The sequence below is a fragment of the Sulfitobacter brevis genome (assembly GCF_900112755.1).
In the GTDB taxonomy this organism is placed as follows: Bacteria; Pseudomonadota; Alphaproteobacteria; order Rhodobacterales; family Rhodobacteraceae; genus Sulfitobacter; species Sulfitobacter brevis.
Genome location: NZ_FOMW01000015.1, coordinates 30,180 through 43,354, shown reverse-complemented (window position 1 = coordinate 43,354; position 13,175 = coordinate 30,180). Strand labels below are relative to the sequence as shown.

Sequence of the window (13,175 nt, the reverse complement as noted above, 5' to 3'; positions counted from 1 at the left end):
GGATGTTACACGCATGGCCGATTTCAGTCCTGCATCTGGCCCAAACGCTCCAAAAACTGCTGAGCGGTCATGACCTCACGCAAAGGTAATTTTTCCTGATCAGCATCCAGATCGGCATCATAGCTCAAGCCACTTCCGTCCCAGAACCACCAATAGACAATCTCACCGCTCTTGTTGCGGATCGGCATGCGAAAGGTTGGGAAAGATCGGTGAACTTCTGGGATATCGGCACCTTCGATCAACTCGAAGCGCGCACCGGAACGCGACAGTGCACTTTTCAGCGGGATCATCGCGATAAAGTTTGTCGGACCTGAGACCAACGCCTGAAGGTCGTCAGGGCGGTCTTTGTGGAGTCCATCCAGTGCACGTACGACAGGTGGATAGCTCGCGTGCCGATGCGTAACCTGAACATATGCTTTGTGATCCAAAATCTCGATCTCGATCACGTCACGTGGATTAAATTCAATCATAGTCGCCCCTCAAAGGCTATAAGCTTCAAGTGTGGAAGGATGAAACAGCTCATCAACTTGGACCCGTCGCGGCGACAGCCCCTGCGCATGGTGATAGTCAAGAAAGCGATCAAGGACATGCCGGTTCTGTCCCACACCGTAGGTCCACGGATCGCTCCCCATAAGCGCCTGCGCCCGATGAAGATTGTCCTCGACAAAGGGCATAGTAACCTTTGTTGCGGAGGTATCCTGTAGAGCTTCTTGTGCCAGAACCTTTGCCTGTGTGAAGCCTTTCATCAACGCGCCTGGCAGCCAAGGATGCATCTCCGCTATGCTTCGCCGGATACCCAGAACATGCATGATAGGAAAAATCTGAGTGCGGCGATAATAGTCTTCGGCAGCATCAACGCTGTCCGTGAAAAGCCTTCCGACATGTGGATGACCTTCCGAAAAGCAGCGGGGCCAGCGAGGTCCGATAAACCCGTCTATGTCCCCGTCCGCCAGCATACCATTAAGCGTCGCACCCTCGGGAGCAGCAACGACCTCAACGTCCGAGGGTAATTTAACATTGATTTTTTCAGGGCGTCCGGGTGTGTCCATCCCACCCCGAACCCAAGTCACGTCAGAGGGCTTTATCCCAAAATCTTCGTCGAGTATCCCGCGTACCCAGACATTTGCAGAAAGCTGATACTCCGCAATACCAATCTTCTTGCCTTTCAAATCCTCTGGCCGCTCGATGCCGCGATCGGTCCGTATGTAAACCGACGTATGTCGAAATGCGCGGCTCAGAAACACTGGCACCGCGACATAATGTGCGTCGCCGCGCGCCACAGAGATTGAGTAGGATGACAATGACAGCTCAGACACATCGAACGCCTGATGCCTGAAGGCACGAAAAAACATCTCCTCCGGCGATAGCAACATCGGTACCGGATCCACGCCATCAATCTTTACGCGCCCGTCAACGATTGCGCGCGTTCTGTCGTAGTTTCCCATTGCAATTGAAAGCGTCAAATCGGTCATGAGTGTATCTCCTTTGGAGTAGTTCCGCATTGGCGGGTCAGTAAAATCGTTTTGCGCCGTTCAGCAGATTGCAATATGGCGTGGCAAACTTCGAGGCTTGCACGTCCCCACCTGCCAGTCTGGGCAGGTGAAATACTTTCGCAAACAGCAGCTACCACGGCATCAATTACCGGTTTGCGTGGCGCTGGATCTAAGGGCGCTTTGCGAAAGCTGCGTTTTGTATCTGCAAAGATTTCAACACCGTCGGGCGTCAATCGAAGGTCCGCGCGATCGCACGAGACCAAGATAGGCCCGAAGTGCTCATTATGCTTCGGCGCCAATGGTTCTCGTCCCGCCCCATATGTGCGCGTTGACTTGAGCTGGGCCTCTGCCCCGGGATCCAGATCCCGTAGAGCCTTGCGCGCTTGACCGTAGCCTTCTGGGGACTTGGGGCCGCCCAACTCTCCCACGTCATTCATCCAGCAATCGCTGTCAAAGTGCGCATAGCCTGAGTATGTAAGGCTGGCAAATGCACCTGATTGGAAATCCATAAGCGCGCAATACGCACCTTCGGTCGGACGGTCCGGATCCCAAGCCCCGGTCTGCGCTGTAACGCTGCGCGCCCGCCCGCCACACAATAAACGCACGATATCGATCTGATGAATGCCCTGACTGAACAGAACCCCTCCACCCTCTTCGGTTCTAAGCTCTTCGGGGCGGCGAGGACGATAGAGAAAATCGGTATAGTTTAAAGCCTGCACCATCCGGACGGCCCCAAACTCGCCGCTTTCAATCAGGGTGCGCGCAAGAGACACTGGGGGGTCGAAACTGTGACTCGGACCGACGATCAGGTGCACGCCAGCAGCTTCTGCGGCAGCAACCATGTGGTCTGCATCACCCATCGACACGGCCAGCGGTTTGTCCACGAGGATGTGCTTTCCCCCACGTGCAGCCGCATCGACGTGTTCCGCATGCATTTGGTGGGGGGTCGCAATATAGATCAAGTCTACATCTGCATCTTTCGCAAGCTCTTCAACAGTTGCATAGGTACGGCCCCCGAATTCCGCTTCGAATGCAGCACGGCTTGCGGCGCGCGGCGCCGCCGCAGCAACCAGTTTTATACGAGGATCATTTCGAAATGTGGGCAGCATGAGCATGAACGCTCGGCCAAGTCCCGCGACCCCGATACGTACCGCATCAGAGGTCAAGGCAAAGCTCCTCGCTTTTCGACCGCGAAACGCAGATCATGATATGGTCGTCTTTCTCGTCATCCATCAGGACCATGTCCCTATGCTCGGCTCTCCCAGCCAATAGTCGCGTTTTGCAGGTGCCACATGTCCCGCTCTCGCATGAACTTACGGTTGCAATGCCTGCGTCTCGCAAAGCTTCCAAGATCGAACGATCTTCCGGGACACGAACTGTCTTTCCCGATTTTTCAAGCTTCACATTAAACGCCGTGTCATCTTCGCGCACCACTTCCACTGGCTTAAAGTCTTCAAAGATCACGCGGCCTTCGGGCCAGTGGCCAGAGATGGCCTCGATTTCCTCGAGCATCGGTGCCGGCCCACAGCAATACACTTTCATGTCTTTGGGTTCTTCGAAATGATCCCAGAAATCATAGATGCTTTCGATATCGCCGCCGTCATGATGCAAAGTCAATCGATCGCCAAAGAGTTCTTTAATTTCGGCGAGGTAAGCCGTTTCTTCTTCACTGCGCGTACAATAGATAACTCGGTACGGGATGTTTTCTCGTGCCAGATGCTGCCCCATTGCATAAATGGGAGTCACGCCGATTCCACCAGCAATCAGCAGGTACTCTTTGGCTTCGGTCAACTCAAAGGTATTTTCGGGCGTACTTACGAGCAATTCGGCCCCCTCGATAGCGTCCTCATGCATTGAGATAGAGCCGCCGCGCGAATTGCTTTCGCGCTTAATCGCAATGACATATTGTTCTGGCGACGTGCCATCATTCACGAGCGAATAGCGCCGCATCGCTCCAGACGGTGTCTCGATCGTCAAATGTGCGCCGGGTGTGAAACTGGGCAAGTTCTCATTTACCACAGGCTCGAGCGTAAATTCGCAGATATCCTCAGTCAGCGCGCGGCGCATGACGATCCTCATCCTAATGTCAGCCATTACCAATCCTCATTTTGAAACATCCGCAGCTAACTGCGATGTCTCGATAGAACGCCTCGTTGCTCCTTAATACTTAGATACCTAAGTTTATGTCAAGGCAAAGCCAGTTTGCTGGCTAAATTTCATAGGGCCAGCATCTTCACCTACTCCCAAAGGTGCTGGTGGCAACGCGGAGCCACTGCCCGCAATCTTTCCAAAAGGAACTGCGCCAATCATCGGTTTGGACGGCATCGTCAACTTATCGGATCTTGCCAAAAAGGAGCCACACAGCCCTGGTCAAGCGGCCTTCAACACGCATGTGATGTCGTTCAAATGCTGTGAGCATCTGAGCGAGATTGTCGATAGGCAGGGGCGGATAGTTTGTGGCGGCGAGGGCGAAATACGGTTTGGACTTGATCATGGATCGAGGTGCCGATGTTCGAAACCATGGTCGCCTTTTTGATGCCGGAACATATGGCGGGGCAGTCCTTTGAGCCGCCCCGCGGCAAAACCGGTTATGCCCGTGTAATCAATCCCAACCGCCGACCCTTCCGCACTCAAGACGGGCTGATGTGCATCCTGCCCTATACAGGCGACCAGTGGCTGCGATTTTTCGAGGCTATCGGACGGGGTGAACTGGGCGAAAATCCTGAATACGCCACCCCCGCAGGGCGCAGCCGCAACTACGACACGCTTTACGCCATCATCGAAGAGGCCGCGTTAACAAAAACAAATGCCCAGTGGACTGAGCTTTTGCTTGAAAAGGATATTCTGTTTGGCGAAGTGAATAGCGTCGATCAGCTTTTTGACGATCCCCACCTGCAAGCGCGCAAGATGTACACGGTCCACGCTCACCCCACTGAGGGAGATCTGCGGATGATCGGTTTTCCGGTCAACACCCGCTCGGACGCCACCCGTCTGCGTCTGCTTGCACAACGATTGGAGGAACATAGCGTTGGAGTATCACTTGGCCTCGGTTTCAGCCGAGCTGAGGTGGATGCGATGCTGGCCGACGGGGTGCTTAAGGCGACCGATTAGCAGGGCTGACTGCTGCAGTCGACGACCTAACCTGTCCTGATAGCAACAACCCAAAAACGACTGTCGCAACCAGCAACCCGACCAGATCACTGACCCAACCCGGAACGATGAGTGCCAGTGCCGCAATGCCCAGTACAACCCTGAACACCGCTGGAATGGGCGCCATCAGATAGCCGATGGTCGCCAGTGTAAGTGTTGCCACCCCCAGCATCCCGCTGATCACCGCGAGAGCGATCCGCAACGGGCTGCCTTCCAGAAGCAAGACAGGGTCGTTGACAAACAGGAACGGTATCAGAAACAGGCTAAGCGACAAAAGGATCGCGTGGCCGGCGGTCGGAATGACCGAACCACGGCTGATTGCGCAGGCCGCAAACACCGCCGAAGCGACAGGCGGGGTGATCGCCGCAAGACAGGCAAAGTAGTAGATGAACAGATGCGCGGGCAGCATCTCTAGGCCCAAACGGGCGAGCGGTGGTCCAAGAACAGCAGCAGCAACTGCATAAGCGGCGGGCGTTGGCATCCCCAACAATATAGCCACCCCCATCGTCAGCACCAACGACAGCATCAGATTGCTTTGACCCAGACTTACGATGATTTGCGACAGCGTCACGCCAAGACCGGTGAGGTTGATGACGGCAACGATAATCTGTGCAGCGGCGATGATCATGCCCACGTAAGCGATATTGCGTGCTGACAGGTCAAACGCCAGCGCAAGGGCCGCGACGGGTGCATCTTTTCCCGTCTCCGCCGTGCGGTTCGCACGTCTGATCAGCGCCTGCACCACCAGAAGCACAGCGGCAATGATAATTGCGGCGAGCACCGCGTATTGAACAGTAAAGCGGGCGATCACCAGGCCGACCAGCACGCCAATCGGCAAAAGCAGCGCCATCAGAGCCACGGGGGCATAGGTCACCTTGCGACTTGGGATCATATCAGCCGGAATTGGTTGCAGGCCGTTTTTGCCAGCAAGAAGCCAGACTGCAAGCAACAGACCGATATAAAATAGCGTCGACGGGATTAGCGCCGCGACCGCGACATCCAGATAGGAAATCCCCAAAAGTTCTGCCATCAGAAAGGCACCTGGCCCCATGATCGGTGGCATGAACTGTCCGCCGGTGGAGGCAACAGCCTCAATCGCGCCAGCGAGGTTGCGCGAAAATCCGAGACGGCGCATCAACGGAATTGTCAGCACTCCAGTGGAGGCGACATTCGCCACGGCGCTACCATTGATCATCCCCATAAACGCGCTGCCGATCACGGCCACCATGCCCGCCCCGCCGCGCAGCCTGCCGCCAATGCGCAAGGCCACGTTGATGAACGTATTCCCTGCCCCGCTGGCATTCAGGATTTCACCAAAGATCAGAAAAAGCGCAACGATACTGGCAGAAATTCCGATCAGCATACCCGTTACGCCTTGGCTGCCGAGATAAAAACTGAAGATCAGACGGTCAATTGAGAGACCCCGGTGTCCGAACACGCCCGGAATCCATGGGCCAAGAACCGCATACCCTACGAAAACCGCGATTAACGCGACGAACCCCCAACCGAGGGCGCGACGCACAGCTTCGATCAGCGAGACGAAAAGCATGGCCCCTAGAATTCGCTCAGGCCAGAGAAAGGTAAACCAGTTGGATAGCAGGATCGCGTCGCTACGCACCACAAGGTAAAGCGTTGACGCGATCACCGCCAAAATCAGCAGAGCGTCGATCCAGCGCCAAGACCCCGCTAGCGGCTTGTAGCAAAGCGTTAGGATGATAGCCCCACCCAAATGCACGCTGCGCAACACATGGCTGCCGATCACACCCGATCCGGCGGCGACCAAGTGGAACAAAACCCAAAGGGCGGCCAGCACCAGCAAAAATTGCATGGAGGACGACCGGGGTGGGTGTTCCCCAGTTGCCGTCAATTCCGCCGGTGCCAGATCGCCCATGTGATCAGTCCTGCGCCATCAGCGCGTCTGGCACTGTATATCCTGCTTCTTCCAGATACCGGATCACGCCTTTATGAAGCGGTGCCACCGCAGCATCGATAGTCAATTGAGCCGCGTCTATCGTCTTTGCAGGCGCGTAGACTTCCGAAGCAGCTTGTTTGCCTGCGTCGGAAAACACAGCTTTTGCGATCTGATAAGCGGTTTCTTCATCAAGATTAGACGTGGTGTTGATACCGATTGCGGTTTGAATAGTCGTCACCTCGCCCTCGGTCTTGCCATAAAATTCGCCCGGAGTATTGGTGGCCGAACTAAAAAAGGGATAGGCGTCTGTAACCGCTTTGCGTTGCGCTTCGTTTAGCGACAGAAATACTAATTCACGCGCTGATGCGGCTTGCTGGATATAGCCGTCTGGATGATTGCCACCTTTAACAAATCCGACGATTTTGCCGTTCTGAAACGCATCCAGCGCATCGCCACCTTCGGCCCGCAGCCAGTCAGGCATCACGCCGATGGTCTCCATCACCTGCTCAACCTGCCGTTCAGTCGACGTGCCACGCCCGCCTGGATTAAAAGCCATATCGGCGAGCGCATCAACACTATCAACTTTGGCATCCGCAGCGATCACAAAATTGAGCGGGAGCGGCGCAAAATAGTAAAGTGTGCGCAAATTTTCAGCGGGGCTCGTGAAAGGTTCCTGCCCTTTGATTGCCGAAAAGTCCGAAGAGGTCACCGCGATACCCATATCGACCTCGTTGCGCAGCAGAGCTTCTGTCGAGACTTCGGCTCCGCCGAGTTCGCGAACGTTAATGTTGATGTTTTCTACGGCGGTGTTCAGAAAGTTCGTGATCCCGACCTGATAGGCGTAAAAAGAAGAGGCGCTATGTGTGGCCCCCATCGTCAGCCTGTCCTGCGCATAGGCAGAACCTGCGGAAATAACAGCAGCGGCGACAGCCGTTGCTCTCAAAAATAATGCAGTCATCGTTTCCTCCCGGTTTTCGGATTTACGTCACCCGCAAGTTTGCAAGTAGACGGTCGTAAGATTGGCTCAATGTGCCCTGCGCGATCTGTTGATCAGATCTTAGCGCCTCGTGTATCTGCCGCTCTATCAGCGCTTTCAGATGATAAATCCGTCGCTTTTCGCGTGAGAGGGTGGCAGGGCGTTGTTCAGTAACCCAGCGATGGTGCGCGGTGATCGCCGCGCTTAATTCGGCCACGCCGACGCCGCTCGACTGGGTTTGAATGACAGGGGGCTCGCGGCCCGCGCGTGCACGCAGCACGGCGGCCAAATCTGCGGCCATCCGCTGTGCGCCAGGCTGGTCGCCCTTGGTGACGACAACGATATCCGCCATCTCCAGGATACCCGATTTCATCGTCTGAACGCTGTCACCAGCATCGGGCGGCACGATGACCACTAGCGTATCGACCACCTCATGCACGGCGACTTCGGACTGACCGACCCCGACGGTTTCGAGCAGGATTTCACTGAAGCCATGCCCCTCGAGCAGAGCCAGAAGATCAACAACATTATCGCAAAGCCCGTTTCGCGCGCCCCTGCTGGACAGTGACCGGATGAACAGCCCAGGTAGATCGGCGATTGCATCCATGCGGATGCGGTCACCCAGTATCGCGCCGCCGCTGACGGGGCTCGCCGGATCAATAGCCAGTACCGCCAGCGTTGTCTCGAGGGAGTTGCCAAGCCGTTCCGCTACCAGCGCGTTTATCAACGTGGATTTGCCGCCGCCCGGCGGACCGGTGATGCCAATCCGAAAGGCAGGTGGCACGTCGGTATCGCCAATCGCTTCCAACACATCACTGACCGGCGCATTAGCGACCCGCGTCAGGTCACGCGAAATCTGTCGACGGGGCAAGCGGTGCATCTGCATTCTCCCTACCCTGCAACAATGTCATTGTGTTCGCCCAAGGCGGGCGGGGCGCGGTAGTCGGGGGCTGTACCTTCGTTTTTGATGGCGCTGCCGATCAGACGCAACTTGCCGTCTTTGACAAGGATTTCGATCACCATGTCGCGCGACGCGCAGAGCGGCCCATTGAGGGCATCGGGCAAAGTGCAGATTGACGCCACCACAAGGCCCAGCGGTGCAAGCTGTTCGACCCATGCATCCGCAGGCTTTTCCATCAGACGTTTGGCAATTTCTCCCACCACCAGATCGCGGTTTGCAGAGCGGCCTGACATCTTGGAAAAACGGGGGTCTTCGAGCCAAGTTTGCTCGCCCAGCGACTCTGCAAAAAGCCGCCAGAATTTATCATGGGTGATGAACATCACCATATAGCCATCTTGGGTCGGGAAGAGTTGCGCAGGAACGATATAGGGGTGGGCACCGTCCTTGATCCGGGGGGTCTGTGCCCCTGCGTTCAAATATCCGCTGCCCAGATAGTTCAATTGAGACATCATCGTGTCATACATCGAGACATCAACCTGCCCGCCTGAGCCTTCAAGCATCTTCGCAACCAGTCCCAGCGCGCCCATGATGCCGGCAGAGTTGTCGACGGCTGAAAACCCCGGTTTGACGGGGGGGCCGTCCGGGTCGCCGGTCAACAGCAGCACGCCCGTCATTGCCTGAATTACATAGTCGTAAGCAGGGGAATCTGCATAGGGTCCGTCCAACCCGTATCCGGTTAGCGCAAGACAGGCGAGCGAGGGCTTGATCTGTTTCAAACTGTCGTATGTCAGGCCAAGCTTCTTGATCGCCGCAGGACGCAGATTGGTGAAAAGACCGTCTGCCATACCGACAAGCTTTGCCAATCCTGCGCGCCCTTCATCAGAGGTAAGGTCCAGCGTAACGCTTTCCTTGCTGCGGTTGAGCGATGCGAAATAGGCATTGTGTGATCCGATGTGATGGGGTCCGATGGTACGCCCGATATCGCCCTCGGGGGCTTCGACCTTGATGACACGCGCACCCAGATCGGCCAGCAACATCCCGCAGTAAGGACCCGCCAGCATATGGCCGATCTCGATAATGGTTTTGCCTGTCAGCGGACCTGCCATCAGGAAAGCTGTCGTTCGATTTCGGCAATGACAGAGTCGATCGTCATCTCACTGGTGAAAATGCCCGACACGCCCGCTTCGCGCAGGTTGTCAAAATCTTCGTCCGGAATGGTGCCGCCGACAAAAACCTTGATGTCGCCCGCCTCTTCCGCGTGCAACTGAGCGATGACCGATCGGGCCAATTCCTTGTGGCTGCCTGACAAAATCGACAGACCGAGCATATCCACATCTTCGTCAACCGCGATGCGCACGATCTGCTCGGGGCTACGCCGCAGACCGGTATATATCACCTCGGCACCCGCGTCTCTGAGCGCCAGAGCGATCACTTTGGCTCCAACGTCGTGACCATCCAGCCCGGGTTTGGCAATCAGGATGCGTTTTTTCTCGAGTGTCATGTCATTAAAACCTTATGGGTTCCTGGAATTCGCCCCATTCCTTTTTCAGGGTGGCGACCATTTCGCCGACGGTGGCATAGGCGTGGCAGCAATCGACCAGATGCGGCATGACGTTCTCAGTGTCGGTCGCGGCGGCTTTCGCCAGTGCTTCAAGCGCCTTGTCCACTGCTGCCTGATCGCGGCGCGCCATGATGCCTTCGTGTTTGGCCAAGACCTGTTTGACAGTTTCGGGGTCTTGGCTGAACATCTCGCCTTTGTCGCTTTCATTCTTGTCCCGCTTGCCGACGTTCACACCGACGACGGGGCGCGCGCCGCTGTCGGTTGCGGATTTGCGTTCGCGGGCGCGTTCTGCAACTTTGGCTTGCAGGTACCCGTCTTCAATGGCTTTCACGACGCCGCCGTATTCATCCAGCTCATCCATAATCTGGGTGATCTTCTCTTCCATCTGGTCAGTCAGCCATTCGACATAAAAGCTGCCGCCCAACGGATCGACCGTGCGTCCGACACCGCTTTCTTCGGCGACGATCTGCTGGGTCCGCAAGGCAATTTCCGCGCTGGTCTCGGTCGGGATCTGATAGGCTTCGTCAAAGGCACAGGTAAAGATTGACTGCGCTCCGCCCATGACCGCTGCCATGGTTTCGATGCCGACCCGCACCACATTGTTCATCGGCTGGGCTGCGGTCAGAGAAGACCCGCCACAGACAACGCCAAAGCGGAACTGAAGGGCTTTCTCGTCCTTCACGCCATAACGCTCGGACAGCATCTTGGCCCACATCCGACGACCGGCACGGAATTTCGCGACCTCCTCGAACAAGTCCATATGAACATAAAAGAAGAAGCTCAGGCGTTTGGCGAATTTTTCAATGTCCCCTCCGCGGCGCTTGAATTCATCGACGTAAGCCAAACCATTCGCCAGCGTATAGGCCATTTCTTCAGCCGCCGTTGAGCCCGCGTCGCGAACGTGGGCGCCGGCAATCGAAATCGGGTTAAAGCGTGGAGTTTGCTCGTTCGCATAAAGCACTGAGTCGGCGATCAGGCGCATCGAGGGGCGCACCGGGAAAATCCATGTGCCGCGCGCCACGTATTCTTTCAGGATGTCGTTCTGAATGGTGCCCGTTAACTGGGATCGCGGCACGCCCTTTTTATCGGCGACGGCCAGATACATCGCATAGATGATCGCCGCCGTGCCGTTGATGGTGAATGATGTCGAGATTTTTGACAGGTCTATCTGGTCGAACAGAATTTCGGCCTCTGCCAGATTGGAAAGCGAGACCCCTACCTTGCCGATTTCTGACATTGCCATAGCGTCGTCAGGGTCATAGCCGCACTGTGTCGGCAGATCGAGTGCGACGGAAAGCCCCGTCTGGCCCCGATCCAGAAGGAACCGGTAGCGTTCGTTGGTGGATTCCGCCGTGCCAAAGCCGGAGTATTGCCGGATGGTCCAGAGCCGGCCGCGATAGCCGTTTTCAAATATGCCGCGGGTGAAAGGAAACTGCCCAGGTGCACCGATGTCGATCTTTCCGGCCATTTCACTGGTGACAATAACCGGCACCTCAATACCTGAGGGGGTATGCGACAGGTGGTTGTACGCCGGTTTCTGGGTTGCCGTATCGTTCATGTCGCCCTCGTCTTGTTCAGCAGTCGGTCAACGGCGCTGTCATGATCGGGATGGGCCCAGGCGAAACCGAAATTCTTAGTTTCCAGCTGGTCCATCCCCTCCCTGTTTTCTTTGCGCAATTGCAGCGCCAATGCCTTGAAAGAACGCATCACATGCGGCGACTGGCTGCGCATCGGGGCAATAAATGCCTCCAGCGCATCGGCCAGCGAGGCCGTATCATCTGCGACACTGTTATAAAGCCCCATGTCGGTGGCACTCGACGGGTCGAGCATCTCCATCCGCGTCATCATCTGCAGCGCGCGGGCAGGCCCGATCAGACGCATCAGATCAACCCCACCGCCCCAAGCCGACGTAATGCCAAGCTTGCCTTGGATAAACCCGATCCGCGCGTGTGACGCTGCAACCCGCATGTCACAGGCCAGCGCCAGTTCGGCGCCGCCGCCGAGCGCATCGCCGTTCAGCGCCGCGACCACAGGCAGAGGAAAGTTGCGCACCGCGCTCAGCGCGGTTTTGGCGTGGGTAGCCATTTCAACAGCGGCCTGTTCACCTTTGACTGCTGCCAATTCCGTAAGATCACCGCCCGCTGCAAAGCTCTTGTCACCCGCACCTGTCAAAACTGCCAAGCGGAGGTCAGGGTCGCTGGCGTTCGTGTCAAACGCGGCCGCCACGGCGTCCAGCGTCGCCATGCTGAGCGCATTACGCTTTTCAGGGCGGCTGATGCAGACATGCAGTACGGCATCCCGCTTTGCGATTTCAACAGGCGCGGTCATCCGAAATCCCCGCCGATGCTGGCACAGGTCGCTTTGAGCGCTGCCTCTATCGAATCTCGGTTGCGTCGCATCCGCTCGATCGGGCCCGCCACGGCAATTCCATAGACCTCACCCGCCACGCGGGTCGGTGCGGCCAGTGCCATAACCTCTGAAACATTCTCGCCCTCGGTCACATAAATGCCAGCCGCAGCGGCCTTTTTCAAATCGCGGCGCAGCGCGTCAAGGTCGGTCAGTGTGCTACCCGTCACTGCATTCAGTTCAAGCGTTGTTACCAGACTTTCGCGCTCTCCCTCGGACAATTCGCCCAACATCAGCTTACCCAAAGCACTGGAATGCAGTGGCTTGATATCGCCGGGGCGGGCGCTGTAGCGGATCACGCTGGGGCTTTCGGTGACGTTCAAATAAACCACCGTGTCCTTTTGCATCGCGCCAAGGATCACGGTTTCCTGAGTGAGGTCGCGCAGCGCTGACATATGACTGTCAAAGTATTTCACCACCGGATCATTGGAGGCGATGGTTTCTGCAATCTGCAGCAATCGACGGGTCGGGTAATGCTGCCGAGTGCCGCGGTTGGAGTAGAGATATCCGCCATCCTGAAGTGCGCGCACCAGCCCGTGGCAGGTGCTGAGCGGCGTATCCAGAAGATGCGATATCTCGCTCAGGGATTGGGGGGCGCCGATCTTGGCAAAAGCCTCGAACAAGCGCACGGCACGGGTTGATGATGCTGATCCGAAATTCATAATACCGCAACTATCTTTTAAATGTTGAATAATGTCAAACGGCCATTTTGCGTGAAAGGCAAGTAATTGCGATGGGAAGCGCGTATTCGCGCTCGGCATTGCTATAACCTTTGC

Annotated in this window: 13 protein-coding genes and 1 pseudogene; 1 reads left to right on the top strand and 13 read right to left on the bottom strand. The window is 56.5% G+C overall.

All coding sequences use genetic code 11. The features are described 5' to 3' along the window. Window positions 1–23 precede the first annotated feature (23 nt). The 5 genes and pseudogenes from BM174_RS17135 to BM174_RS21440 form a co-directional block, all read right to left on the bottom strand. Entirely contained in the window at window positions 24–470 is a 447-nt protein-coding gene (locus BM174_RS17135) for a hypothetical protein (RefSeq protein ID WP_093925079.1), read from the bottom strand. 9 nt (window positions 471–479) lie between these two features. Continuing rightward, window positions 480–1,472 (bottom strand): ABC transporter substrate-binding protein, encoded by a 993-nt coding sequence (locus BM174_RS17130; RefSeq protein ID WP_177209513.1) that lies wholly within the window; start codon window positions 1,470–1,472, stop codon window positions 480–482. After that, window positions 1,469–2,659, bottom strand: coding sequence for a Gfo/Idh/MocA family protein (locus BM174_RS17125; RefSeq protein WP_245766423.1), 1,191 nt, complete (start codon window positions 2,657–2,659; stop codon window positions 1,469–1,471). Before BM174_RS17125 ends, BM174_RS17130 begins: the two co-directional genes overlap by 4 nt. Then, window positions 2,649–3,560, bottom strand: coding sequence for a PDR/VanB family oxidoreductase (locus tag BM174_RS17120; protein WP_245766422.1), 912 nt, complete (start codon window positions 3,558–3,560; stop codon window positions 2,649–2,651). Before BM174_RS17120 ends, BM174_RS17125 begins: the two co-directional genes overlap by 11 nt. Before the next feature lie 303 nt (window positions 3,561–3,863). Further along, window positions 3,864–3,994 (bottom strand): annotated as a pseudogene (locus tag BM174_RS21440) (IS6 family transposase); the annotation flags it as partial. Between the two features lie 7 nt (window positions 3,995–4,001). Here BM174_RS21440 and BM174_RS17110 point away from each other — a divergent pair. Then, on the top strand, window positions 4,002–4,604 hold the full coding sequence (locus BM174_RS17110; protein WP_093925077.1) for a CoA transferase: 603 nt from the start codon (window positions 4,002–4,004) through the stop codon (window positions 4,602–4,604). On the opposite strand, the gene BM174_RS17105 is transcribed toward BM174_RS17110, so the two are convergent. Genes BM174_RS17105 through BM174_RS17070 form a run of 8 tightly spaced genes read right to left on the bottom strand, consistent with a single transcriptional unit; the run spans window position 4,588 to window position 13,061 of the window. Continuing rightward, on the bottom strand, window positions 4,588–6,534 hold the full coding sequence (locus tag BM174_RS17105) for a TRAP transporter permease (RefSeq protein ID WP_093925076.1): 1,947 nt from the start codon (window positions 6,532–6,534) through the stop codon (window positions 4,588–4,590). The two genes, BM174_RS17110 and BM174_RS17105, sit on opposite strands and share 17 nt — an antisense overlap. A gap of 4 nt (window positions 6,535–6,538) precedes the next feature. Then, entirely contained in the window at window positions 6,539–7,513 is a 975-nt protein-coding gene (locus BM174_RS17100) for a TAXI family TRAP transporter solute-binding subunit (protein WP_093925075.1), read from the bottom strand. Between the two features lie 22 nt (window positions 7,514–7,535). Next, window positions 7,536–8,411, bottom strand: coding sequence for an ArgK/MeaB family GTPase (locus tag BM174_RS17095; protein ID WP_218152940.1), 876 nt, complete (start codon window positions 8,409–8,411; stop codon window positions 7,536–7,538). A gap of 11 nt (window positions 8,412–8,422) precedes the next feature. Continuing rightward, window positions 8,423–9,538: a CaiB/BaiF CoA transferase family protein gene (locus BM174_RS17090; protein ID WP_093925073.1), complete on the bottom strand. Its 1,116-nt coding sequence runs from the start codon at window positions 9,536–9,538 to the stop codon at window positions 8,423–8,425. Beyond that, window positions 9,538–9,933: a cobalamin B12-binding domain-containing protein gene (locus tag BM174_RS17085; RefSeq protein WP_093925072.1), complete on the bottom strand. Its 396-nt coding sequence runs from the start codon at window positions 9,931–9,933 to the stop codon at window positions 9,538–9,540. The genes BM174_RS17090 and BM174_RS17085 overlap by 1 nt, the downstream gene beginning before the upstream one ends. A 4-nt stretch (window positions 9,934–9,937) precedes the next feature. Beyond that, window positions 9,938–11,551: an acyl-CoA mutase large subunit family protein gene (locus tag BM174_RS17080; protein WP_093925071.1), complete on the bottom strand. Its 1,614-nt coding sequence runs from the start codon at window positions 11,549–11,551 to the stop codon at window positions 9,938–9,940. Continuing rightward, window positions 11,548–12,321, bottom strand: a complete 774-nt coding sequence (locus BM174_RS17075; protein ID WP_093925070.1) for an enoyl-CoA hydratase/isomerase family protein — start codon at window positions 12,319–12,321, stop codon at window positions 11,548–11,550. The genes BM174_RS17080 and BM174_RS17075 overlap by 4 nt, the downstream gene beginning before the upstream one ends. Then, entirely contained in the window at window positions 12,318–13,061 is a 744-nt protein-coding gene (locus BM174_RS17070; RefSeq protein WP_177209512.1) for an IclR family transcriptional regulator, read from the bottom strand. Before BM174_RS17070 ends, BM174_RS17075 begins: the two co-directional genes overlap by 4 nt. Between the last annotated feature and the right edge of the window lie 114 nt (window positions 13,062–13,175).

Excerpts from the sequence above, each read along its gene's own strand:
- BM174_RS17135 (WP_093925079.1), bottom strand. The coding sequence starts at position 470 with ATGATTGAATTTAATCCACGTGACGTGATCGAGATCGAGATTTTGGAT.
- BM174_RS17130 (WP_177209513.1), bottom strand. The coding sequence starts at position 1,472 with ATGACCGATTTGACGCTTTCAATTGCAATGGGAAACTACGACAGAACG.
- BM174_RS17120 (WP_245766422.1), bottom strand. The coding sequence starts at position 3,560 with ATGCGCCGCGCGCTGACTGAGGATATCTGCGAATTTACGCTCGAGCCT.
- BM174_RS17110 (WP_093925077.1), top strand. The coding sequence starts at position 4,002 with ATGTTCGAAACCATGGTCGCCTTTTTGATGCCGGAACATATGGCGGGG.
- BM174_RS17105 (WP_093925076.1), bottom strand. The coding sequence starts at position 6,534 with ATGGGCGATCTGGCACCGGCGGAATTGACGGCAACTGGGGAACACCCA.
- BM174_RS17100 (WP_093925075.1), bottom strand. The coding sequence starts at position 7,513 with ATGACTGCATTATTTTTGAGAGCAACGGCTGTCGCCGCTGCTGTTATT.
- BM174_RS17095 (WP_218152940.1), bottom strand. The coding sequence starts at position 8,411 with ATGCACCGCTTGCCCCGTCGACAGATTTCGCGTGACCTGACGCGGGTC.
- BM174_RS17090 (WP_093925073.1), bottom strand. The coding sequence starts at position 9,538 with ATGGCAGGTCCGCTGACAGGCAAAACCATTATCGAGATCGGCCATATG.
- BM174_RS17085 (WP_093925072.1), bottom strand. The coding sequence starts at position 9,933 with ATGACACTCGAGAAAAAACGCATCCTGATTGCCAAACCCGGGCTGGAT.
- BM174_RS17080 (WP_093925071.1), bottom strand. The coding sequence starts at position 11,551 with ATGAACGATACGGCAACCCAGAAACCGGCGTACAACCACCTGTCGCAT.
- BM174_RS17075 (WP_093925070.1), bottom strand. The coding sequence starts at position 12,321 with ATGACCGCGCCTGTTGAAATCGCAAAGCGGGATGCCGTACTGCATGTC.
- BM174_RS17070 (WP_177209512.1), bottom strand. The coding sequence starts at position 13,061 with ATGAATTTCGGATCAGCATCATCAACCCGTGCCGTGCGCTTGTTCGAG.